Source organism: Companilactobacillus bobalius (assembly GCF_009764355.1).
This window is the reverse complement of record NZ_LNUA01000059.1, coordinates 70,119-92,817: the sequence shown is the minus strand read 5'-3', so window position 1 is coordinate 92,817 and position 22,699 is coordinate 70,119. Positions and strand designations below refer to the sequence as shown.

Sequence of the window (22,699 nt, the reverse complement as noted above, 5' to 3'; positions counted from 1 at the left end):
GTCACATTTGGAAGTTATTACCCAGCTGATAATACCGATGAGGCTGCGGCTTTAGCAGATATTCTAGGTGGAAAGACTAGTGCAACAACTGATCCAGTAAATGGAACAGTTTATGGCAAAGCGGGAACTTACTATAGTACAGTTATTCTTCATTTGACGGAAGGTGCCTTGAATTCTTATACGATCAAGGGTGCTACAGATGCTCAAATTAATAAAAATGATAATACAGTAACTTATCTTCAAAAGGTCAATGTAATAGCTCCATCTGTAACATCTAATATAACTGGAGCCAATGCTAAGGTTGGCGATTCCGTAAATAAATTAACAGATAATGGAACAGCAGATATAACATTAGATGACGGAAATTCAATAATTGATTCAACGAAAACAAGTTATGGAAACCAATACTATACTAGTGCAACTAATGCTTTGAAGAATATCGATGGAACAACGGGTGCATTCACAACAGTAACAACATCAGATAAACCATATTATCGTCTCGTAACACTAACGTTAGCCGATGGTAAATCATTAAGTGATTATGCAATCAACGGAACAAGTGGAAAAGATTACATTAATAATGGTAATGGGACAGTAACGTTTGCCCAAGAAGTAACCGTAACAGCTCCAACAGTAACGGTTCCGTCAGTAACGTCTAATATAACTGGAGCCAATGCTAAGGTTGGCGATTCCGTAAATAAATTAACAGATAATGGAACAGCAGATATAACATTAGATGACGGAAATTCAATCATTGATTCAACAAAAACAAGCTATGGAGATCAATACTTCACTAGTGCAATTAATGCTTTGAACAATATCGATGGAATTACGGGTTCATTTACAACCGCATCCGTATATTATCGTCTCGTAACACTAACATTATCTGATGGTAAATCATTGAGTGATTATGCAATCAATGGAACAAGTGGAAAAGATTATATTGATAATGGTGATGGGACAGTAACATTTGCCCAACAAGTGACTGTAAGTAAAGCAACAACTAATTCCATAGCAGCAACGGTTAATACCGATACAGTAACTTCCACAGTTGGTAGTTTGGTATCAACATTACCAGCAACTAACAAGAACTACACTTTGACCACCGCTGACGGAAAGACCATCGAAACTAAAGCAAGTGCAGGTACAACTGTATATAGGAATCAACAACTAAGTGATCTTGTAAAAGATTCAAGCTTTGATACGGCTGGAACATACTACCGTGTCATTACATTCAAAGTTGTCAACGATAATGATCAATATACGTTCACTGATCCAAATGTTATCTCTAATAAAGATGGAATAATTACTTATATTCAGGCAATTAATGTAACAGCTCCAGAGGTAACTGTGGCAACAGTTAATGTTGATAAAGTAACCTCTACAGTTGGTAGTTTGGTATCAACATTACCAGCAACTAACGAGAAATATACTCTAAAGACTACTGATGGAAAGACCATCAAAACTGAAGCAAGTGCAGGTACAACTGTATATAAGAATTATGATGCCGGAAAGCTTAGTGATCCTATAACAAGTTTTGACACAGTTGGAACATACTATCGTGTTATTACATTCAAGGCTGCTGACGCTGATAGATATTCGTTCGTTGATCCAAATGTTATCTCCAATAAAGATGGAGTAATCACTTATGTTCAACCAATTTCAGTCGGACAAGAAAGTGGAACTAAGGTAAGCCAAGCTGTTACTGATACTAAGAATGTTAAAGTTGATGTTAATGGTGAAGATTCGAGTTTGAGTTCTAAGGTCGGCTATTCATTAACTGATGCTGACGGAAATAGTTTGATTGATGCTCCAACTGCTGTTGCCGGCATTAGCTTTAGTCCTGAATACTATATTATGAAAGATAATACCTTAACACCGGCTGATTCTAGCGATGCCCATGACTATACAATCGCTAAAAAGGGTACTTATTACCGTAAGGTTATCTTCAAAGTTTCAGCTAATACAATTGCTAACTATGACTTTAGCGCCATTAAGGGAGAAGTTAATAAGACTGATAGTACGGTTAGTTTCCTTCAAAGAATTGATGCTTCAACTAATCCTGCTACGGCAACTATTGTCAGTCCAAGTGTTAGTTACAATACTTCATCTGATGCAGCTAGTTTGAAAGATCCAACTGGAGTAACTTTGCAAGATGACAAGGGAAATGCTATTAATTCTGGCAATCCAACCTTTAGTGGTATTTTCAGTACCAAGCAAAATGCTCAGAATGCTACATCTGATGATGGTAATGTTACTGGTGATTTGAGAGAAGGATCTTACTATCAAAGAGTTACTTTCCCATTGGCTGAAAATGATAATAATGCTTATGATTTTGGTGATGGAATAGTTTCTCAAGACGGTAAGTCAGTAACTTATATCCGTGAAATTACTGTTAAACCAAATACAAATACTGGTGGTAACACAGGTAACAACACTGGCAGCAATACCGGAAATAACAATAATACTACCGGTACAGGTGATGAAGATGACTGGACCTACTACTATGATAATTATGGTGTGGTCACAACTAAGACTGATCAGGATTCATATCAATTGAATAACCGTGCTAACGAAGCGATTGAGAATCGTGAATTAGATAAGAATACTTCATGGAAAACTGATGAATATCGGACAAATCGTGCGGGAGTTAAACAGTATCGTGTTGCGACAAACGAATGGATTGATTCTAACGATGTATACTTTGTTGGAAATGGTGATGAAGATGATTGGACTTATTACTATGACAATTATGGCGTAGTCAAAACTAAGGCTGATCAAGATTCATATCAATTGAATAATCGTGCTAACGAAATGATTAAGAACCGTGAATTAGATAAGAATACTTTATGGAAAACTGATGAATATCGGACAAATCGTGCGGGAGTTAAACAATATCGTGTTGCGACAAACGAATGGATTGATTCTCGCGATGTATACTTGATTGATAATGAAGATGACTGGACCTATTACAAAGATTCTGGTGTTGTTAGAACAGTTATCGGACAAGATTATTATTCATTGAAGAATTGGACTAATGAAACAGTGAAGAATCGTGCTTTAATTAAACAATCTTCATGGCTAACAGATCAATACCGTACTAACCGTGCAGGAGTTAAACAATACCATGTTGCAACAAACGAATGGATCGACTCACACGATGTAACCTTTATTAAAAATATTAAAGGTATCGTCAATGTCAATGAAGCTAGTTCTTATTACAAGCTTTACAATATCGATCGTGAAGTTATAAAGAATCGTGCGCTTCAAAAGGACACTTCATGGTTAGCCGATAAAGAGGCTATTGATCCAGCCGGAAATGTTTATTATCGAGTAGCAACAAATGAATGGGTAAAAAAAGTTGAAGGTGTTTATTTAGACACTAAGGCTTGGTATTAAGTAGAAACAGATTGATTTTAAATATGAAAAGGAAGGCCGAGAGGTCTTCCTTTTTTTCGTGATTTAGAAGTAGTATTAAATATTAGTAATGTAGCAAAGCAGATTTACAATAGCAACTACGCTATCACAAACGCAAAAGAATGGAATAAAGGATGGATCAATTATGGGGAATTTAGAATCTTATATAAATGATAGAGGCAAAGAAAGTTTGCCGAATATATTGGCAAGCCACGGTCAACAATAGGACGAATTGAAACAGGTAAAGTTAATGTAAGTTTGGATCTATTAAATGAAATTGCTGATGCTACGGGGATCAAGTTAGAAATTAAATATATTGCTAAATTTAAAAGTTGAATTTAGAAAATCATAGTATGTGTATAACGTATACTACTATGCCATTTTAGTAATTTTTTTATTCTGAATCTGGCTTTATACTAATGTCATTGATTAAGAAATAAACAATTAAAGAGAGGTTCAATCATATGACAGACATTACAAACTTTAAATTAAACGATGGTACAGAAATCCCATCATTTGGTTTCGGTACTTTTCAAATTCCCGCTGACGGTTCAACTTATAAAGCAGTTAGTGATGCTTTGAAATTAGGTTATCGCCACATTGATACAGCTGTAGCTTACTTCAATGAACAAGAAGTCGGTAAGGCCATCAAAGATAGTGGCATTCCTCGTGATCAAATCTGGGTTACTTCAAAACTATGGCTACAAGATTTTGCTTACGAAGATGCTAAAAAAGCTATTGATACATCACTTCAAAAATTAGGTTTAGATTACATGGATCTTTACTTGATTCACCAACCATATGGTAAAGTTGATGAAGCTTGGAAGGCTATGGAAGAAGCTAAGGCTGCTGGTAAAATTCGTTCAATTGGTGTTTCAAATATGACACCTAAGATCTGGAACAAGTGGGTACCAAACTTTGCTACAATGCCAAGTGTTAACCAAATTGAATACAATCCTTATTTCCAACAAAAAGAATTGCGTAAGATTATGGCTGATGCTCATGTAACACTTGAAGCTTGGGCTCCATTAGGTCAAGGAAGTAAAGATTTGTTCGCAGAACCATTGTTGAACGATTTGGCTAAGAAATATGGCAAAGATGTCGGTCAAATTATTCTTCGCTTCGAACATCAAGAAGGTGTAATCGTCTTTCCTAAATCAGTTCATGAAGCACGTATCAAGTCAAACAAGGAAATCTTTGATTTTGCTTTAACATCAGACGAAATGGATGCTATCCGTGCTTTGGACCGTAATGGTAAAGGAATGCACAATCCTGATGATGACGGCGTTGAAGAAATGCTTTTGAACGCTTTTGATGTTCATGCTAACGACTAATTTAACAAGTTGGTAAAAATACTTTTTAAAATTAAATAGGCTATCTATCTTATGACATTAGTCGTTGATAGATGGCCTATTTTAATAGCTATTACTATTTTGTAGATTTTCCTAGTATAACTAAAAGTAATAGGCATCTATAGAATATTGGTATTAGACATAATTCAAACTTGGCTCTACCATGAAGACAATTTCAGAAAATGGTGAGAAAAAGATGAAAATTTTAAAAAATGTTCTACTTGTCATAGGCACATTGATATTACTAACTGGTTGTGGTCAGAAGAAAGAACAGACATCCAGTCAGGCTGTTTCTAAAAATAGGGTTAGTCAAGTAACGACATCTGATCCAAAAACTAATGTAAAAATTACAGTTTCAATTAATGGTACAAATTTGAAAGCACATTTAAACAATTCCAGTGCTGCCAAAGCTTTTGCTAAAGAATTACCAGTTACTTTGAGTTTTAGAGATTATGCAGGATTGCCAGAAAAAGTTGCTGATTTAAATCATAGTTTATCTACTAAGGGAATGCCTAGTGGACATGTTGGAACAAAGGGTTCAATTGGTTACTGGTCTCCAGAACAGAGAATTGTTCTTTATTGGGGAACTGAAGAGTATTACGAGGGAATTCATATCATTGGAAAATTCGATTCTGCTAATTATCGTAGTGTAATTAAGAATATGGGTAATAATGTCGATATTAGGATATCTAAGGATTAATTTATGAGAAAAATGATTATAAGTGTCTTGCTATTAGTAGGAATGTTAATGATTGCGGGATGTGGTAAAAAAGATGTTAGTGCGAATAATAATGGACCATCTGCAGGTAAAGTTGCGAATACTAAAACTAAATCAGTTAATGATCAAGTTTGGCATGTGAAATATAATAATGAAGATATTTATGGTCACATTTACACAGCTAAAAATCATCCTAAAAAGATGCCGCTTGCAATTGTTTCTCACGGGTTAGGTGGTAATTATCAGGAGTTAGAGAGTTATGCTAAGAACTTGGCCAATCAGGGGTATTTAGCATATTCATTTGATTTTCCTGGGGGTAGCTATAATGGACAAAGTACTGGTATAAAGCAAACTCAGATGTCGATTCTTACGGAAGAACAAGATTTATTGGCTGTAAAAGAAGCATTACAAAAAAGGATGATGTACTAAAGCATCGCGTTCTTTTGGTTGGTGGTAGTCAAGGAGGGGTTGTCTCAGCTTTGGCAGCATCAAATCACCCACAAGATATTGAGGGATTAGCTTTAATGTATCCTGCGTTTTCGATTACACATGATGCTCAAGAGCAATATAGTTCATTCGATCAAGTACCTAAAACGCATGATTTAATGGGATTTACAGTTGGACGTAATTATTATAAAGAATTACTAAATATGGATATAACTAAGGCAGCGACTAAGTATAAGGGCCCCGTCTTAATTGTCCATGGTAATAGTGACGATATTGTTCCCATCAAGTATCCTAGACAGGCTGCTCATAATTTTAAGAGTGTTCATTTTATAGTGTTGAGAAATGCCGGTCATGGATTTTATGGTAAAGATTTGAAATTGGCGTTAAGGGACCTCGATGAGTTTGTAGAAAATGAAAACTGATTTTAAGTTATTTGAAGATATGCAAAAGGCCTTCGGATTTTGTTCCGAGGGCCTTTTGTGTACATTAATTTAGATATTTATCCCATGCTTCATTCATTGTCTTTAAAATAGGATTAATGTTCTTCTTTTGATTTTTTAAGTAAGCTGCATAAAAATCGACTTTAGCGGCATCGTCACTAATAGGGACGTTGATTTGATCGTGACCTTCCATTTCTAATTTGCGGTCAATTTTAGAAATATTAGTTGTGAAATAAGGAAAATCAGAATACTTGGTGATTTCACGAAATGCTTCTTGTTGATCTTGATATAAGAATTTTGCATCGGGGATTTGTTTCTCGGTGATGTTTTTCCAGATACCGATATCAGCAATGACAATGAAACTCAAGCCTTTAAGATCAGCAAAAGAAACTGCTTTTTTATTAGCCAAAAGGGTAAATTGGTTTAAGTTAACAGAAAGCTCTTCTGTTCCGATAAAACGTGACTCAATATTATCAGTCATTATCTCCTGATTAGTTAGTATAAAAGAATAATTGTGATCCAAAAGTTCTTTAGTTACGTCTCCAGGATTAATTAAGTTATCGTCAATATCGATTTTTGCCTGAGCCAGTTTAGATTTTTTTAAATGGCGTAATAGAATCAAAGGACCGGGGGCAACAGCACCAATGCGGATATTTTTGTGATTATAGTCGTACTTCTGCACGGTATTGATAAAGTTATTATTCTGATCAATGACTTTTTGAGCTTCTTTGGCAGCCAGCTCTCCAGTTTTGGTTAATGTGATGCGGTTGGGCTGACGATCAAAGATTTCAACGGCCAATTCGTCTTCCAGTTTCTGCATTCCCCGTGTAACGGTAGGCTGAGTCACCATCAGATGTTCAGCCGTGGAAGCTAGAGTTCCATATTTTTTAAATGCTACTAATTCCTCAAGTAAATAATTATCAATCATTATATATGCCTCACAGTATACGCTACATGTATGCTAGCATATATATCTAGTAATTTTCAAACCATAAGTCTGGTCATAGAATGTATTCATAAAGTAAATAACGACGAGGTAGAAAATAATGCAAACAGTTAAATTAAATAATGGAATTGAAATGCCACAATTAGGATTCGGAGTTTTCCAAGTAACAGACTTAGAACAATGTAAACAAGCCGTGTTAGATGCAATCAATGCTGGTTATCGTTTGATTGATACAGCTGCAGCTTACCAAAATGAAACAGCCGTTGGTGAAGCTATCAAAGAAAGCGGCGTCGATCGCAAAGATTTGTTCATCACTTCAAAATTATGGGTTTCAGACTTTACTTATGACAGAGCCAAGAAGGGTATTGAAACTTCTTTGAATAATTTAGGCGTAGATTATATTGATATGTATCTTTTACACCAACCATATGGCGACACAATTGGCGCTTGGAGAGCTTTGGAAGAGGCTTATAAAGCTGGAAAAATTCGTGCTATTGGTGTTTCAAACTTTTATGCTGATCAATTGAAGAATTTGGAATTGACTACTGATATTAAACCAGTAGTAAACCAAATTGAAGTTAATCCTTGGTATCAACAGAACTCAGAAGTTGACTTTGCTCAAAGAGAAGATATTACAGTTGAAGCCTGGGCACCATTCGCCGAAGGTAAACATGACATCTTCACTAATGAAACAATTGCTCAGATTGCTAAAAAGTATGGCAAGTCTAACGGACAAGTGATTTTAAGATGGTTATTACAACGCGGCATTGTCGTGATTCCTAAGTCAGTTCATGTTAATAGAATTAAGGAAAATATTGATGTCTTTGATTTCGAATTAACTGCCGACGAAATGAAAACAATGGCTAACTTGGATAAAGGTGAGAGCCAATTCTTTGATCACCGTGATCCTGTAACTATTGAACAGATTTTTGGCTCAAGTTTAGCTAAATTAAAATAATTGGGAGAAATTTAAATGACAAAAGTATTAGTTTTAGGTGCTAACGGACAAATTGCCCGTATCGTTGAAGAGCGACTATTAAAAGAACAACCAGATGTGGAATTGACTTTATTCTTACGTAATAGTCAACGACTAGCTGATTTGGACGACAATGAAAATGTAACACTTGTCGATGGCGACATTACTGATTACGATGCAGTTAATGCTGCTATGAAAGGTCAAGACGTAGTTTATATTGCGATGGTTGATCACACTAAGGATAATGTCATTACTAAGAATGTAATTAAGTCGATGAAGGAAAATAATGTTGGCCGTATTATCGAATCAAGTTTGTTAGGACTCTATCATGAGGTTCCTGGTGAATTTGGTCGTTGGAATGATGAGATGGTTCAAAGTGGTTTGGCCGCTGCTATCAATGCTGACAAACTCTTATCTGAATCTGGTCTAACGTATACTACATTACGTTTTCCATGGTTGAATGATCGTGATGAAGTTAAATATACGATTACTCACAGAAGTGACCAATATGTTGGTGTTTCAGGTTCTCGCCAAAGTATGGCTGATGTAATTGTTAAGATTATTGCTGATCCAGAATATTTGAAGAACGATTCTGTTGGTATTGCTAATGCTGATACACAAGGTGAAGATCGACCTGTTTATTAAAATTGAAGTAAAAAAGAAGCTAAGGATCCCCATTTAGAGGAATTTCTTAACTTCTTTTTTGTTAATTTACAAATAGTAATAACATCTAACTGGTTAAAATTTATTATAAAGGCTATACAACTCTATCTGTGATTTTATCAAAATAGTATAATAAAAATACAAAAACTTAGTGTGTTCCCTTCGTCTATTCTTATTACTGGAGGTGTTGCAAATGAATTTTTTGCATCGAATCCTAGTCTAATTATAGGAGTTAACTTTGGAATATCTTTCCATTGTATTCTTGATCTTAGTGATAATATTACTATTGATCGAGGAAACAAAGCGTTAGATACAAAAAAGGGCCAGACACTTGGGATGTCTGACCTGAATAGCATTTAGTTTCATAAAATATTTAGGCGAAGACATTAAAGTTTTTGGGACTGAAGATTGCCGTCTTTAGTCTTTTTTAATGCCTTCGTTTATAGATAAATAGTAGCACGAAATACTAAATGATATCAATTAATTCTTCTTGATATACAAGTCTTGTAGTAAGCTGAATTTCCTTATTTCAAACTGGCATATTTTTCAAGGGAACGGATCATTTGAGCTGTGAAACCTGATTCGTTGTCATACCAAGCAACGGTTTTAACCAATTGGCTTGAGCCTGATCCAACAACTTGTGTTTGAGTAGGGTAAAAGATTGATCCAAAGCTAGTACCGATAACATCTGAAGAAACGATTTCGTCATCATTGTATCCGAATGATTGGCTTCCATCAGTATACTTTTTAATAGCTGCATTAACTTGGTCAACGGTAACTTCTTTATCCAAAGTTGTTACTAATTCAGTAACTGAACCTGTGATTGTTGGTACACGTTGAGCATGTCCATCCATTTTACCTTTCAAATCAGGAATAACTAAACCAAGGGCTTTAGCGGCACCAGTTGAATGAGGGATGATATTTTCAGCAGCGGCACGGGCAGCACGAACATTTCCGTTACGTTCTGGACCATCTTGCAACATTTGTGTAGCTGTATAAGCGTGAACAGTTGTCATAGAACCTGCTTTAATGCCAAATTCCTTGTTCACAGCATTGGCTAATAAGGCAATACAGTTAGTTGTACATGAACCAACAGAAGCAATTCTGACATCGTTTGTCAAAGTATCTTCGTTAACTCCGTAAACAATAGTAGGCATTTGACCTGATGGGGCAGAAATCATAACACGTTTGGCACCAGCATCAAGATGAGCTTGAGCTTTTTCGGTTGAAGTGTAGAAGCCTGTACACTCAAGAACGATATCGACACCGTCATTTGCGACCCATTTCAGATCACGAGCATCTCTTTCTGCGTAAACGGGAATACGTTTTTTGTTGTAGATAATAGCGTTGTCTTCATTACTGATTGAATCAATTTTAAAATTACCATGAGCTGTATCATATTTTAACAAGTGAGCCAACATATGTGGTGATGTCAAATCGTTAATTGCAACAACTTCCAAATCTGTTTTACCTTGATCTTGAAGTTCGGCGATTCTTCTAAAATCTAGACGACCAATACGGCCGAATCCGTTAATACCAATTTTTGTTGTCATAATTAATTCCTCCTCGTTGTCTTTCTCTTAACTTACAAGTACAGTATATGGAGTATTGGATATATAATAAACTACGAGAATAAGAAACTTGATATATAAAAAAATGATACCTGAGGAGTTAATTATGAACATTGATACTTTTAAGATGATTATTGCAATCGCCCAAAGTGGCAGTATTTCTGGAGCCGCAGATCAGTTGGGTTATGCTCAATCTAATATTTCCGCTAGGGTTCATCAATTAGAAGCAGATTTAGAGACTTCGCTATTTTATAGAACGAACCGTGGGGTCATTTTAACTGATGATGGTAATAAGTTTTACAAAAAAGCTGTCGAGATAGTTAATTTAACTGAGGATACAATTAATCAATTGCAACATCCTAAAGTGATTGAGGGTGATCTTAAAATAGGTACTTTACAAGCAGCATCTGCTACTTATTTACCACCGATATTGACACAATATCATCAAGCCTTTCCAAAAGTTCGTTTAACAATTGAGACAGGAAATCCGACTGACAATATCGATCATGTTTTAGATTATGAATTGAATGGAGCGGTAATTGGGGAAAATATTGAGAATCCTTCCTTGAATTTCATACCTTTAGCAAAGGAAAAACTCTGTATTGTTTCCGTTACTCCTGAATTGCCAGACTTAAAAACAGCACCATTTCTGGTTTTTCAAACTGGTTGCGTCTATCGGGATGTCGTTGACGATTGGTTGAAGTCACAAGGTTTGGTGATTCATGAAGCAATCGAATTCAATTATTTGGATGCCGTTATGGCCAGTGCTTGTGCAGGTTTAGGAATCGCAATTGTACCTGAAAAGATTGCGGATTCGTTTGTTAAAAATCATTTATTGTATAAGACAGAATTACCTGTAAAATTTTCAGAAATACAATTACGTTTTATTTATCGTAAGGATTATTTGATCAATAAACCTTTCGAAGAATTTATTAACATTCTTGAAAATAATTAATGTCATTTACTATCAAATGGTTTCGAATAGTCAATTATGGAGTAGAAAAAAGCTGAGAATAATATTCCCAGCTTTTTTATGTATTATATTGTAAAGACACCATTATCAAATGGTAATTCAACTGCAACGTTATCAGTTAAAGTGAATTCTTTTACGTTCTCAAAAACTTTCTTAAAATCAGTAGCTTCATCATCGCTGAAAAGCTCCATAATTTTCTTCATGATGTCATCTTTATCCATTGAAGTATGGAATTTGTAGAAATCTAATACTTTTCCAGTAGAGTTCATGGCAACGAAAGTGCTGCTGCTGTTCTTATTAGTGTATAAGTAACAAACGTTATCCAAGTAACCAGTTGCGTCTTTTTTATAAAGTTCCAAGTTATCCAATCCAATATTTGATAATTTAACAAACTTAGTTTGTTTATCCATTATTATACCTACATTTTCTATTTTATTTACGATATCTATGTATAAGTTATTTTGAGTTTGATAAGGTCTTTTGTCAAATGTCATTCTATAATTCGAAATGCAAGCGGTTTACTTAATTTGTAACATAATTGTAACTTATGAAGAAATTTTTAACGTGATATATTAAGTATCTGTTGTTAAATATGTAATTAAATATAGGAGTGTGCAAATGCCACGTAATTTAAAAGAAGAAATTGTATTCACAGCCATTATGGCCGGATTGATGGTGCTAGTAATGACGGGATATAATGTTGCCATGGCTCAGGGGCTCAGCAGTGAGTTGCCAATGGCAATTTTAAGCGCCTATCCACTAGGTTTAGGTGTCGCTATCGTATTGGATCTACTAATTGTTGGACCAATCGCTAAAGGATTAGCTTTCAAATATATTATTAATGATTATATGAAGAAAAACACTATTTTGATCGGTATTACAATCTCAGTTTTGATGATTTTTGGTATGGTAACTTTGATGTCATTCTTCGGAATCGCCGTTGAGGGCAAGTTATCTCAAGGACATGTACTAGCTACTTATGGTCATACTTGGATTTTTAATTTGATTGTTGCTCTACCTTTACAACTATTGATTGTTGGACCAATTGCTCGTGGAGTATTGGGTAAGATGCAAAAGACAGTTGCTAAGGTTGAAGAAACAGAAGCAGAAACAAAAGCTGCTAAAGAAGAAATTTAAGCTAATTAATAAAGCTTCATCGCATTCAATTATTGAGTGTGATGAAGCTTTTTTTATGAAATTAAATCAATTCCGAAATCACGTTGAGAACCTGGTAATTAGCATATTTTTCTAATTCGGTGAGAAAATCATTGAGTTCTGAATTGGAACGAAAAGCACCGTGAATCATATAATTCATTTGTCCGGATATCTTATAATGATGGCGGATAAAGTTTCGTTTAGAATGAATAAAATTTAGATATTTCTTGTTACTACGATAATCCATCTTAGTTTGAATAAAAACTTGAAAATTGTAACCCATTTTATCTAGATCGACTTCAATAGTATATTTTTTGATAATTTTTTCGTCTTCAAGTTGTTCGATCCGGGTAGCAACGGCCGGTGGAGTGAGATTAACGAGTTTAGCTAATTTGTTTTTCTTAATGCGACTATCTCTATTTAATTGTTTTAATATTTTAAGATCAGTATTGTCCACTTTATTCAATTCTTTCTGTATTTAGGATTCAATATATATTATACGATAGTGAATTTTCCGATTAAAAATGAGATTTATATTTAATCGAAATCAATAATGTAGATTAATAAAATTTAGAATGTTAATACAAATTTACCTTACAGGTAAATTTTTCCTTGGAGGGATAATTAATGATTATGCACAGTAGAAAAACAATTGCAGTTCCGCCTGGGGCAACTATTAAAGAACAATTGAATAGTCGTCATATGTCTCAAAAAGAATTTGCCATAAGAATGGATATGAGTGAAAAACATATTAGCCATTTGATTAATGGAAAGGTTGAATTAACTTTTGACGTGGCGCAAAGGCTAGAGAGTGTTTTAGGAATTCCAGCAAAGGTTTGGAGTGAGTTGGAATTACGTTATCGAGAACGCTTAGCCCGTGTACAACGTGAGTTGAATAATGAGAGTGAATCCAAGTTGGCCCAAAATTTTCCCTATGAACAAATGGTCGATAAGGGGTGGATTGGTAGTGCTGAGGATGAGAGTGCAAAATTAAGAAATTTGCGAAGATTTTTTGAGGTAGCAAATCTTAATTCACTTTATAACCTGAGTATTTTAAAACCCAATAGTGATAGTCATACTTTATTCAAAGCTGTTCAAGAACAAGCTCAAAAAAACGAACGACAAAAGAAAATTGAATCTTGATTTTTTTGAATTTTACACGATATAATACCGTTTGTTATGAAAATAGATTATATATTGAGATATGCTTGTGCTTGGGAATCCAAGTGGAAAAACTTTTTGGATAATGAAATAAAATTCTGAAAAGTGAGGCATTAAAATGGGATATTTATATTTAGGGATGGCAATCGTCGGTGAAGTGATAGGGACAAATCTCTTAAAGCTGTCTGATGGTTTTACCAAAGCATTATTTACAGTGGGGAGTTTGTTTGCATATTTGTTTTGCTTTTATTTTTTATCTTTGAGTATGCGGTCAATTGATTTGAATGTAGTATACGCACTTTGGGCAGGATTGGGAATAGTTATCACTACTATAATATCGGTAGTGTTGTGGCACGAACCGATTAGTTGGATTACAGTGTCAGGAATTATTCTTATTACTTTTGGAACTGTACTTCTAAATTTACATATAAATTAAAATATTAAAAAGCAGTCATTGGAAAATCCAGTGGCTGCTATTTTAAATTCTCTAGAAATTGTTTAAATGAGTGGGTAATAATGTAATCTCTTCGATAAATAAAAGAAATTGGCAAGATTGAAAATTGATCAGGTAATTCGATTGCTTTGAGAGTTCCCTGATCTAAATAGGGTTGGACAACTTTTTGTGGTAAGAGACTGATACCTAAACCGGCGCTAACACTGGCGATAATAGCGTTTAGATAATTGAATTCAATCGGATGATGAATCATGATTTGTTTTGAATCTAACCAACTTTCCAGAGTCTTACGATAAGCGCATCCAACTGGAAAAACTAGTAGAGAAGAATTATCGATGTCAATGTCAGGAGTATTAGCAGTTACCAAACAGAGTTTTTCAGACATTAAAGGTAGTGCAACCAGCTTTTGATTGCTGACTTTACCACCAATAATTGCGCCATCTAATTCATAATTGAGAATTCTCTGAGCGCTCAGTAAAGTTGTGCCAGTCTCGATTGAAAGTTCAACTTGAGGATTTTGTTGGTGAAATTTGGACAGTATTTGAGGCAGAAAAGTCGAAGCCGCAGTTTGTAAAGTGCCAATTTTCAAATTACCATGGATTTCTTCGGGATGTTGCAGTTGATTGATAGCATCGTCAGTTAGGCTGACTATTTTAATGGCTTTGGCGTAGAAGTCTTTACCATTATCAGTTAGAGTAATACCGCGATTGGTTCGAAAAAATAATTTAGTATTCAAATCGTTTTCTAATTGTCGTAATTTGGCAGAAATGTTTGATTGTGCGTAGCCCATTTCTTCAGCGGCACCGGAGATACTGCCAATTTGAGCGATAGTAATGAACATTTGTAGAGTATTTGTATTTATAGTTAACTCCTGATATATGAATTTTGGTATGGCTAGTTTCTCATTATCATGGTTTATTATATATCCAAACGACCATATACTGTTGTTGTAAGTTAATTCAAACAAAAAACGAGGTCGCTAAATATGAAATTTTCAACAATCAAAGTAAATGGATTAGATGTTTTTTATCGTGAAAGTGGTGATAACAGTAAGCCAACATTCCTGTTATTACACGGATTTCCAACTGCCAGTCATATGTTTAGAAATTTGATGCCAATGTTAGAGAATGATTTTCATGTGATTGCTCCAGATTTCATCGGATTCGGTCAATCAGCTGCGCCGGAACATACAAAATTTAATTATACTTTTGCCAACTTAACTAATTATGTCGATGGATTCTTAGATGCTATGGGAATTGATAAATTTTATCTTTATGTGTTTGATTATGGTGCACCGATTGGTTTCAATATTGCCACTAAATATCCAGAAAGAATTTTGGGAATCGTCAGTCAAAACGGTAATATTTATCAAGAAGGATTAGGTAAGAAGTGGGAAGGCCGTAAAGACTATTGGCAAAACCCTACACCAGAATTACGTGAAAGTTATAAGTCAGCATTCCAACCAGCAACGATTAAAGGCCAATATACTGGTGGTGAAAAAGAGGGTAGCGTATCTCCGGATGGTTATACTTTGGACATTCACTACACAGAATCTCCCGATTACGCCGAAAGACAATCGGATTTGATTTTTGATTATCAAAGTAACGTGGCTAATTATCCTAAGTATCAAAAATATGTTAAAGATTATCAACCTGAAATTATTGCAGCCTGGGGTAAAAACGATCCTAGTTTCGTTTATCAAGGTGCCCAAGCCTTTGCCAAAAATGACAAGAATGCAGAAGTACACTTGTTAGATGGTGGTCACTTTGTTTTAGAAACACATTGGCAAGAAATTGGGCAATTGATTTTGAATAAATGGGCTAAATAAAGAACGAAATAAAGCAGGTAATCGTATTTTGATTATCTGCTTTATTTTTTAAGCAGGAAAGACCATGTTCTAAACCTTTTTTCGTATTTATAAGTATAAGAAGTTGATTACAAATTAGTGTAAATATATACTTCGTATATACGGAGGCGATGATATGAGTGTTAAAGCAAGAAAAGTAGGTAATTCTAAAGTTTTTACTATACCTCAAAATATAAAACCGACCGATGGAGAATATGAAGTGTTTCAAGGCCGTCATGGTTCAATCGTGTTTTCCCCCAAGAAAACTAATATTTTTAAAGATAAAAAATTCCTTAAAGAACATAATCTTAAACAAAAAGAAGAATTCAACGATGAATCAATAGGAGAGGAAGAAATTGACTGAATATATTCCTGAAAAACAGGACGTAGTGTGGCTAAATTTCAATCTATCATCAGGTAAAGAGATTGGGAAAAGACGTCCGGCCTTAGTTTTGAGTAATAAAGAATATAGTAAAGTTACAAATTTGGTTTTGGTTTGTCCAATAACTCATGCCAAGAAGAATCATTTAAGAATGACAGGCTTGATCCCCATTACGGAAGTTTTAGGAATAGATGGATTTATAAATCCTCTACAAATACATACCTTTGATTATAAAGCTCGAAAGATTGATAAAATTGGAGAGCTAGATGATAGTACTTTCTTTGATGTTATTAGAATAGTTAATGACATAATTGAGTAAAAACGAAAAGAGTAACGTTTCTATGTTTAAAGAAACGTTACTCTTTTCGTAATTTTAATTATCCTGTTGTAGTTTAGAATGTCTGATTCCATAGGCAAAGTAGAAAATCACACCTAAAATCAACCAGAATGAAACGGATACTTTAGTCAAGTTTGGTAACATGACAATGAAGTAAACACTGAATAGTCCTGAAAGTATTGGTAACACTGGATATAGTGGCATTTTGAAGCCGTTATTTGGAATATCCTTACGATGTCTCAAAGGAATAACTCCAAATGAGATAAAGGCGAATGCTAACAATGTTCCAGCATTAATCAAGGAAGCTAATTGTGTTAATGGTACTAAAGCTGCGAAAAATGTTTGGATAATGGTTGCGATAATAATCGCATTAGTTGGTACAGCACGTTTAGAACTAACGTGGCCTAAGAACTTAGGTAATAAACCATCACGTCCAAGTGCGTAAACTAATCTGGAACCACCGAAGAACATAGTGATCATAGCTGTAAAGATACCAATCAAAGCGCCTAAAGTGATAATTTTATTCCAAGCACCCAGATGAATGACTTTCAACGCATAGGCTGCTGGATCGTCAACGTTCAATTTAGTATAGTGAACGATTCCTGTCAGAACGAATGAAAAGGCTACGTAAAGTACAACGGCTACAATAACAGTTCCGATAATACCTTTAACGACATTCTTACCTGGATCAACTGTTTCAGCCGAATTAGCTGCTAAAGCATCGAAGCCGATGAAAGCAAAGAAAACAGTAGCGGCAGCGGTAGAAATACCACCCAAACCGAATGGTGATGAATGGAATTTAGCTGGATAGAATGGTACATAATTGGATGTCTTAATATAGAAGACTCCGACTACGATGAAGAGAATGATAATCGCCACTTTAACGACTACGGCAATATTTTCAATTCGTTTAGATAAGTCGACACCGTGGAAAATAATGAAAGAAACAATCAAAACGATAAGACCAGCAGTTAAATTAATAACGCCACCTTCTAAAGGTCCGGCCTGTAGGGCTTTTGGTAAAGTGATACCAAAGGCCGCTAAGATATTGTCATTGAAGTATGAGGCAAAACCGGTAGCTTCAGCTGAAACTGCCAAGAAATATTCAAGGATTAAAGCCCAACCGAGTAGCCAACCGACGAATTCACCATAGATAACAGAACCAAAGGAATAGGCTGAACCGGCAACTGGCATAGCGGACGAGAATTCAGCGTAAGCCATACCGACCATTCCAGAGACTAACGCTGCCACCAGAAAAGCAATAACAACGGCTGGTCCTGCATGTAGAGCTGCTTCATGTCCTGGTAGAATAAAAATTCCTGTACCAATAACGGCACCAATTCCAAGTGCAACTAAGTCTTTAGCGTGTAAAGTCCTCACCAAGTGAGAATCGGCTTTGACATAGTTTTCAACACTTTCTTTTTTAAAAATATTTTTCATGAAAATCCCCCTAATAAAAAAGAAAAACGTAATTTTCATTATTACTCAAATATTAAATGAGCACAACTTATTTTTTTAATTTTATTAAAGAGGAATTAAGAAAAATTGACAACTGGTGAGCAAGATATGTGAAAAAAAGTCGTACTTCATGAGACAATATAGTTGTAAATTATATTTCCAAAAGAGTATGATTTATCAAATCAAGATAAATTAAAGAGCTAATGGAAAGGATGACATTATGTTACAAATCATGGGGTTATCATCAATCGTATTATTAACACTAATTTTTAAGAAATTGGAGAGTACTCCTGCAGTGTCTCCAGTTAGAATTAATCGTAAATAATTGAATATATTGAATATAGAGGGAACTTCGTTAACGTAATTTGTTAATGAAGTTCCTTTTTAGTATTGATCGATAATTTTTCGAAGTTCATCCAAATAGGAATCTTTTAGAGCTTGAGGATAGTTGATTTTGACGTTATTTCCCAATGAAAGAAGATACTGGACCATGTAGTCGAACTCTTCTTGATTGTAACCGCCATAGAGATAATATTGCCCATCAACTTGTTTCAGTTTCATATTAGGATAATTGTTTTTTTGAAATAATTCGACACCAAGCGGAGTCAGACTGCATTCAAAGGGGATGTTATGGTAGTTTCTTTCATAATTCTCCTGAATTTTTTGTAGTTGTGCGTGGGTTAGAGTTGATTGGGTGCGATTGAGTGAACAATCTTCCATTTGGTCGCAACGATAAGTGGCCCATTTTTTATTTTCAAAGTTATAAATATTACAGAACCAAATTCCGTGACGATATAACAGATCGAATATTTGAATCGTTTGTTTCTTATTATGAAAGGTTAAACTCAGAGCAGTTTCTTCTAAAATTGATTGCAAAATAATATTTAAATCAGTCGGAGCCGAAATGGAAGGTATTTTATAATATTGAACTGATTTTTGTAATTTGACGACGGCTTGTTGCTGAATTTTGGGGAGAGTCGCCATTAATTTGTCGGAAATATGTTTGTAGGGTTTCTCAAATGGAGTGGCAGAAAGGGAGCTTAGAGCATTGAGGGCAAAGAAAATAGCGTTGATTTCTTCGAGATTGAAAGTTACGGGAATCAATAGTTGGCGATTGACGATATGAAATCCGCCATAACGGCCATTTTCGGTGTAGAAACTTAAACCCATATCTTCGAGGTCAGTGATATCGCGTAAGGCTGTCCGTTTAGAGATTTGAAATTCGGCTACTAAGTCGTTGATGTGAAAAATTGATTTGTTACTGAGAAAAATTAGTTCTTGATTGAGTCGTTCAGCTTTATTCATTTTTATTTCCTTAATGGTGTCATAGATTGTCACCTTTAAATTGTAGTATTAACTTATCAATTAAGACAAGGATGAATTAAAAATGAAAACATTAATTATTAACGCTCAACCAGATTTTCGTAATGGAGATCACTACTCAATTAAACTTCAACAATTATTTCTCAAGAAGTTTCAAACAGCTTTCCCTAATGAAACAGTCGACTTAATCAATCTTTATGACATGGAGATTCCTCAGCTAACTACGGATCAACTTTTAGGTATTTGGGAAAAACAAGCTAATCACATTTCTTTAAATGATGAAGAAAAACGAATTTTTCAAATAAATCAGGATTTGATTCAACAATTTAAAGCCCATCACCGAATTGTCATTGCTTCACCGCTCCATAACTTTAACGTGACTTCTAAGATGAAAGATTACATCGACAATATTTTGGTGGCACACGAAACTTTCAAATATACGGCTGAAGGTTCAGTTGGTTTGATGACAGACAACTATAGAGTGATGTTACTTCAAGCTAGTGGTTCGATTTATACCAACAATGACCGCTATACACCATTGGAATTCTCTAGAATGTACTTGCAAGGTATCTTTGAAGAACTTATGGGCTTCGACAAATTCTCAATTGTGCGTGCCCAAGGATTGCAAACTAATGGTGTCGATGTTAACGAAGCTATGGAACAAGCCAAAAATGATTTAGATGTTGAATTCAACAAATTTTACGAGTGATAAAAATGTTCTTTTGCGTCTGAAACATGGCATAATGAAGCTAGATTCGACAAATTATGAAGTGAGGTTGATTAGATGAAGCAATTTACACTTGAGGAATTAAAAAAATATAATGGTGAAAATGGCCAACCAGCTTATGTAGCTATTGATGGTGTTGTCTACGATGTAACTGACGTGGAACCTTGGCAAGGTGGGAAACATCATGGCAACGTTGCTGGTAATGATTTGTCTGAGGCTATTATGAAATCACCACATAAACATTCAGTTTTGGCAAAGTTAAATGAGGTTGGAAAATTGAAGGAACGCTAATTAGCGTTCTTTTTTATTACCATTCATAAGTTAAACTTATCAATTGCTTTTGAATTTGAAATTGGTTGAAATACGGTTTGCCTGTAAGATATCACTTGTAAGTTAAGTTGATGAAGCAAGTAAGAGGTAAGTTATATAAATGAATAATGAAGTTATCGTATTGTTTGGTGCCGGTTCAATCGGTGAAGCAATTGTTAGAAGAGTCTCGGCTGGTCGTAAGTTATTACTAGCTGATTACAATGAAAATAAATTAACCGAAATGAAACAACATTTAACGGAAGCAGGCTTTGTAGTAGAAACAATCAAGGCAGATCTTTCTTCCAGAGAATCTATTAAAGAGGTAGTTGTAAAAGCTCAATCTCTTGGCAATATTATGGGATTGGTCAACGCAGCCGGGGTTTCACCTTCACAAGCTAGTCCTGAACAAGTTTTGAGAGTAGATCTTTATGGAACTTCGGTTTTATTAGAAGAATTTGGTAAAGTAATGGCTCCCGGCGGAGCAGGAATCGTGATTTCATCACAATCGGGTCATCGTTTGCCGGCTTTGTCACTAGAGGATAATCAAGCTTTGGCAATGACACCGACTGAAGAACTATTAAATCTATCAATTTTACAACCAGATGTTATCAAAGATTCGTTGGCAGCCTATCAATATGCTAAACGGACTAATGTTTTACGAGTGGCCGCCGAATCAGTTAAGTGGCAAAAACGTGGTGCTAGAATCAATGCAATTAGTCCTGGTATTATCATGACACCGTTAGCTGTTGATGAATTGAATGGACCACGTGGTGCAGGCTACAAGCAAATGTTTGATTCAATGGTTACAAAACGTCCAGGTACGCCAGACGAAATTGCTAATTTAGCTGAATTATTAATGGATCGTCGTGGTGCCTTTATTACGGGTAGTGATTTCTTGGCTGATGGTGGTATTACCGCTCAATATTGGTACGGCAATGTTTCAGAGGTACGTAATATTGGAGCACAAAAATAAATTTTTGAGGAGATTTTAATTATGAAAGCAGCGACCTTTGTAGAACCAGGAAAAATGGAAATTAGAGAATACGCTAAACCAGAAATTCAAAAACCAACTGATGCAATTATTAAAATTGTTCGTGCTTGTGTTTGTGGATCTGATCTTTGGTGGTATCGTGGTATTTCAAAACGTGAACCAGGTTCAACTGTCGGACATGAAGCAATTGGTATCATTGAATCCGTTGGTTCAGAAGTAAAGGATGTTAAAGTCGGTGATTTCGTTATCGCTCCATTCACCCATGGATGTGGTCACTGTGCTGCTTGTCTAGCTGGTTTTGATGGTGATTGTTTGAATCAAGAAGCTGGTGGCAATGGTGGTTATCAAGGTGAATACTTGAGATTCACTAATGCTAACTGGGCTTTAGTTAAGATTCCTGGTCAACCTGAAGATTACTCTGATGATATGCTTAATAATTTTCTAGCTTTGGCTGATGTTATGGCAACAGGTTTCCATGCTGCAACTAGTGCTGAAGTAAAAAAAGGTGACACCGTAGTTGTTATGGGTGATGGTGCTGTTGGCTTGAGTGGTGTTCTTTCAGCTCATCTGTTAGGCGCTAAGAGAATTATTGCCATGAGTCGTCATGAAGATAGACAAAAGTTGGCTAAAGAATTTGGTGCAACCGATATTATTCCTGAACGTGGTGACGAAGCAGTTGCCAAAGTTATGGAATTAACTGGTACAGGTGCTGATGCGGTTCTTGAATGTGTCGGAACAGAACAATCTGTTGATACAGCCGTTAAAGTAGGTCGTCCCGGTGCTGTCGTTGGACGTGTTGGTGTACCGCAAAAAGCTGAAATGAATACTAATAATCTTTTCTGGAAAAATATTGGTTTACGTGGTGGAATTGCTTCAGTAACAACTGATGATAAGAATGTTTTATTAGACGCTGTTTTGAGTGGCAAAATTAACCCCGGAAAAGTCTTTACTAAGAGATTCACACTTGATGAAATTCAAGATGCATATGAAGCAATGGATAAACGTACAGCTATCAAATCTTTGATTGTTGTGAGTGATAAATAGGAGAAAATG

General features: G+C 35.2%; 25 protein-coding genes and 1 pseudogene. 19 read left to right on the top strand and 7 right to left on the bottom strand.

Annotation, left to right across the window (positions count from 1 at the left end; genetic code table 11):
- The 6 genes and pseudogenes from ATN92_RS13470 to ATN92_RS13445 form a co-directional block, all read left to right on the top strand.
- Positions 1 to 3,399: hypothetical protein (locus ATN92_RS13470; protein ID WP_158106801.1), on the top strand; the 3,399-nt coding region annotated here is incomplete at its 5' end.
- A gap of 210 nt (positions 3,400 to 3,609) precedes the next feature.
- Positions 3,610 to 3,753 (top strand): annotated as a pseudogene (locus ATN92_RS13465) (helix-turn-helix transcriptional regulator); the annotation flags it as partial.
- A gap of 128 nt (positions 3,754 to 3,881) precedes the next feature.
- Positions 3,882 to 4,751: an aldo/keto reductase gene (locus ATN92_RS13460; protein ID WP_056951119.1), complete on the top strand. Its 870-nt coding sequence runs from the start codon at positions 3,882 to 3,884 to the stop codon at positions 4,749 to 4,751.
- A gap of 214 nt (positions 4,752 to 4,965) precedes the next feature.
- A complete protein-coding gene (locus tag ATN92_RS13455; protein WP_056951121.1) occupies positions 4,966 to 5,469 on the top strand; it encodes a cyclophilin-like fold protein in 504 nt (167 codons plus the stop codon).
- A gap of 3 nt (positions 5,470 to 5,472) precedes the next feature.
- A complete protein-coding gene (locus tag ATN92_RS13450; RefSeq protein WP_056951123.1) occupies positions 5,473 to 5,916 on the top strand; it encodes an alpha/beta hydrolase family protein in 444 nt (147 codons plus the stop codon).
- Between the two features lie 14 nt (positions 5,917 to 5,930).
- Positions 5,931 to 6,356 carry an alpha/beta hydrolase family protein gene (locus tag ATN92_RS13445; protein WP_234032602.1) on the top strand — a complete coding sequence of 142 codons (426 nt, stop codon included), beginning with the start codon at positions 5,931 to 5,933 and terminating at the stop codon, positions 6,354 to 6,356.
- A gap of 64 nt (positions 6,357 to 6,420) precedes the next feature.
- Here the strand turns inward: ATN92_RS13445 and ATN92_RS13440 are convergent, their stop codons facing one another.
- Positions 6,421 to 7,302, bottom strand: a complete 882-nt coding sequence (locus ATN92_RS13440; protein WP_056951127.1) for a LysR family transcriptional regulator — start codon at positions 7,300 to 7,302, stop codon at positions 6,421 to 6,423.
- Positions 7,303 to 7,420: 118 nt separating this feature from the next.
- On the opposite strand from ATN92_RS13440, the gene ATN92_RS13435 reads away from it, so the two are divergent.
- Positions 7,421 to 8,278, top strand: coding sequence for an aldo/keto reductase (locus ATN92_RS13435; protein WP_056951129.1), 858 nt, complete (start codon positions 7,421 to 7,423; stop codon positions 8,276 to 8,278).
- 15 nt (positions 8,279 to 8,293) lie between these two features.
- Entirely contained in the window at positions 8,294 to 8,941 is a 648-nt protein-coding gene (locus ATN92_RS13430; RefSeq protein ID WP_056951131.1) for an NAD(P)H-binding protein, read from the top strand.
- Between the two features lie 542 nt (positions 8,942 to 9,483).
- Here the strand turns inward: ATN92_RS13430 and gap are convergent.
- Positions 9,484 to 10,512, bottom strand: a complete 1,029-nt coding sequence (gene gap, locus ATN92_RS13425; RefSeq protein ID WP_056951132.1) for a type I glyceraldehyde-3-phosphate dehydrogenase — start codon at positions 10,510 to 10,512, stop codon at positions 9,484 to 9,486.
- Positions 10,513 to 10,636: 124 nt separating this feature from the next.
- Here gap and ATN92_RS13420 point away from each other — a divergent pair, with 124 nt between their 5' ends.
- Positions 10,637 to 11,485: a LysR family transcriptional regulator gene (locus tag ATN92_RS13420; RefSeq protein WP_056951134.1), complete on the top strand. Its 849-nt coding sequence runs from the start codon at positions 10,637 to 10,639 to the stop codon at positions 11,483 to 11,485.
- An 83-nt stretch (positions 11,486 to 11,568) separates the two neighbouring features.
- On the opposite strand, the gene ATN92_RS13415 is transcribed toward ATN92_RS13420, so the two are convergent.
- Positions 11,569 to 11,913 (bottom strand): hypothetical protein, encoded by a 345-nt coding sequence (locus ATN92_RS13415; RefSeq protein WP_056951136.1) that lies wholly within the window; start codon positions 11,911 to 11,913, stop codon positions 11,569 to 11,571.
- A 208-nt stretch (positions 11,914 to 12,121) separates the two neighbouring features.
- On the opposite strand from ATN92_RS13415, the gene ATN92_RS13410 reads away from it, so the two are divergent.
- Positions 12,122 to 12,640 (top strand): DUF2798 domain-containing protein, encoded by a 519-nt coding sequence (locus ATN92_RS13410; RefSeq protein WP_056951138.1) that lies wholly within the window; start codon positions 12,122 to 12,124, stop codon positions 12,638 to 12,640.
- Between the two features lie 61 nt (positions 12,641 to 12,701).
- Here the strand turns inward: ATN92_RS13410 and ATN92_RS13405 are convergent, their stop codons facing one another.
- The gene (locus tag ATN92_RS13405) at positions 12,702 to 13,115 is read right to left on the bottom strand and encodes an Lrp/AsnC family transcriptional regulator (protein ID WP_056951141.1); all 414 of its coding nucleotides are present in this window, start codon (positions 13,113 to 13,115) and stop codon (positions 12,702 to 12,704) included.
- Between the two features lie 170 nt (positions 13,116 to 13,285).
- Between ATN92_RS13405 and ATN92_RS13400 the strand changes: the two genes are divergently transcribed.
- The gene (locus ATN92_RS13400; RefSeq protein ID WP_056951142.1) at positions 13,286 to 13,801 is read left to right on the top strand and encodes a helix-turn-helix transcriptional regulator; all 516 of its coding nucleotides are present in this window, start codon (positions 13,286 to 13,288) and stop codon (positions 13,799 to 13,801) included.
- Positions 13,802 to 13,937: 136 nt separating this feature from the next.
- A complete protein-coding gene (locus ATN92_RS13395; RefSeq protein WP_056951144.1) occupies positions 13,938 to 14,255 on the top strand; it encodes a DMT family transporter in 318 nt (105 codons plus the stop codon).
- 37 nt (positions 14,256 to 14,292) lie between these two features.
- Here the strand turns inward: ATN92_RS13395 and ATN92_RS13390 are convergent, their stop codons facing one another.
- Positions 14,293 to 15,240, bottom strand: a complete 948-nt coding sequence (locus ATN92_RS13390; RefSeq protein WP_158106800.1) for a LysR family transcriptional regulator — start codon at positions 15,238 to 15,240, stop codon at positions 14,293 to 14,295.
- Positions 15,241 to 15,258: 18 nt separating this feature from the next.
- On the opposite strand from ATN92_RS13390, the gene ATN92_RS13385 reads away from it, so the two are divergent.
- The 3 genes from ATN92_RS13385 (at position 15,259) to ATN92_RS13375 (ending at position 16,820) form a co-directional block, all read left to right on the top strand.
- Positions 15,259 to 16,101, top strand: a complete 843-nt coding sequence (locus tag ATN92_RS13385) for an alpha/beta fold hydrolase (RefSeq protein ID WP_056951148.1) — start codon at positions 15,259 to 15,261, stop codon at positions 16,099 to 16,101.
- 154 nt (positions 16,102 to 16,255) lie between these two features.
- A complete protein-coding gene (gene mazE / locus ATN92_RS13380) occupies positions 16,256 to 16,483 on the top strand; it encodes a type II toxin-antitoxin system PemI/MazE family antitoxin (RefSeq protein WP_056951150.1) in 228 nt (75 codons plus the stop codon).
- Entirely contained in the window at positions 16,476 to 16,820 is a 345-nt protein-coding gene (locus ATN92_RS13375; RefSeq protein ID WP_056951152.1) for a type II toxin-antitoxin system PemK/MazF family toxin, read from the top strand. Before mazE ends, ATN92_RS13375 begins: the two co-directional genes overlap by 8 nt.
- Before the next feature lie 54 nt (positions 16,821 to 16,874).
- On the opposite strand, the gene ATN92_RS13370 is transcribed toward ATN92_RS13375, so the two are convergent.
- Together ATN92_RS13370 and ATN92_RS13365 are read right to left on the bottom strand one after the other, a co-directional pair.
- Positions 16,875 to 18,278: an APC family permease gene (locus ATN92_RS13370; protein WP_056951155.1), complete on the bottom strand. Its 1,404-nt coding sequence runs from the start codon at positions 18,276 to 18,278 to the stop codon at positions 16,875 to 16,877.
- A gap of 402 nt (positions 18,279 to 18,680) precedes the next feature.
- Positions 18,681 to 19,601 carry a helix-turn-helix transcriptional regulator gene (locus ATN92_RS13365; protein ID WP_056951156.1) on the bottom strand — a complete coding sequence of 307 codons (921 nt, stop codon included), beginning with the start codon at positions 19,599 to 19,601 and terminating at the stop codon, positions 18,681 to 18,683.
- An 82-nt stretch (positions 19,602 to 19,683) separates the two neighbouring features.
- Here ATN92_RS13365 and ATN92_RS13360 point away from each other — a divergent pair, with 82 nt between their 5' ends.
- The 4 genes from ATN92_RS13360 to ATN92_RS13345 all read left to right on the top strand — a co-directional run bounded on the left by ATN92_RS13360 (position 19,684) and on the right by ATN92_RS13345 (position 22,690).
- A complete protein-coding gene (locus ATN92_RS13360; protein WP_056951158.1) occupies positions 19,684 to 20,328 on the top strand; it encodes an FMN-dependent NADH-azoreductase in 645 nt (214 codons plus the stop codon).
- 75 nt (positions 20,329 to 20,403) lie between these two features.
- On the top strand, positions 20,404 to 20,637 hold the full coding sequence (locus ATN92_RS13355) for a cytochrome b5 domain-containing protein (protein ID WP_056951160.1): 234 nt from the start codon (positions 20,404 to 20,406) through the stop codon (positions 20,635 to 20,637).
- Between the two features lie 139 nt (positions 20,638 to 20,776).
- On the top strand, positions 20,777 to 21,628 hold the full coding sequence (locus ATN92_RS13350) for an SDR family oxidoreductase (protein WP_056951162.1): 852 nt from the start codon (positions 20,777 to 20,779) through the stop codon (positions 21,626 to 21,628).
- 21 nt (positions 21,629 to 21,649) lie between these two features.
- A complete protein-coding gene (locus ATN92_RS13345; protein WP_056951165.1) occupies positions 21,650 to 22,690 on the top strand; it encodes a zinc-dependent alcohol dehydrogenase family protein in 1,041 nt (346 codons plus the stop codon).
- Positions 22,691 to 22,699 lie beyond the last annotated feature (9 nt).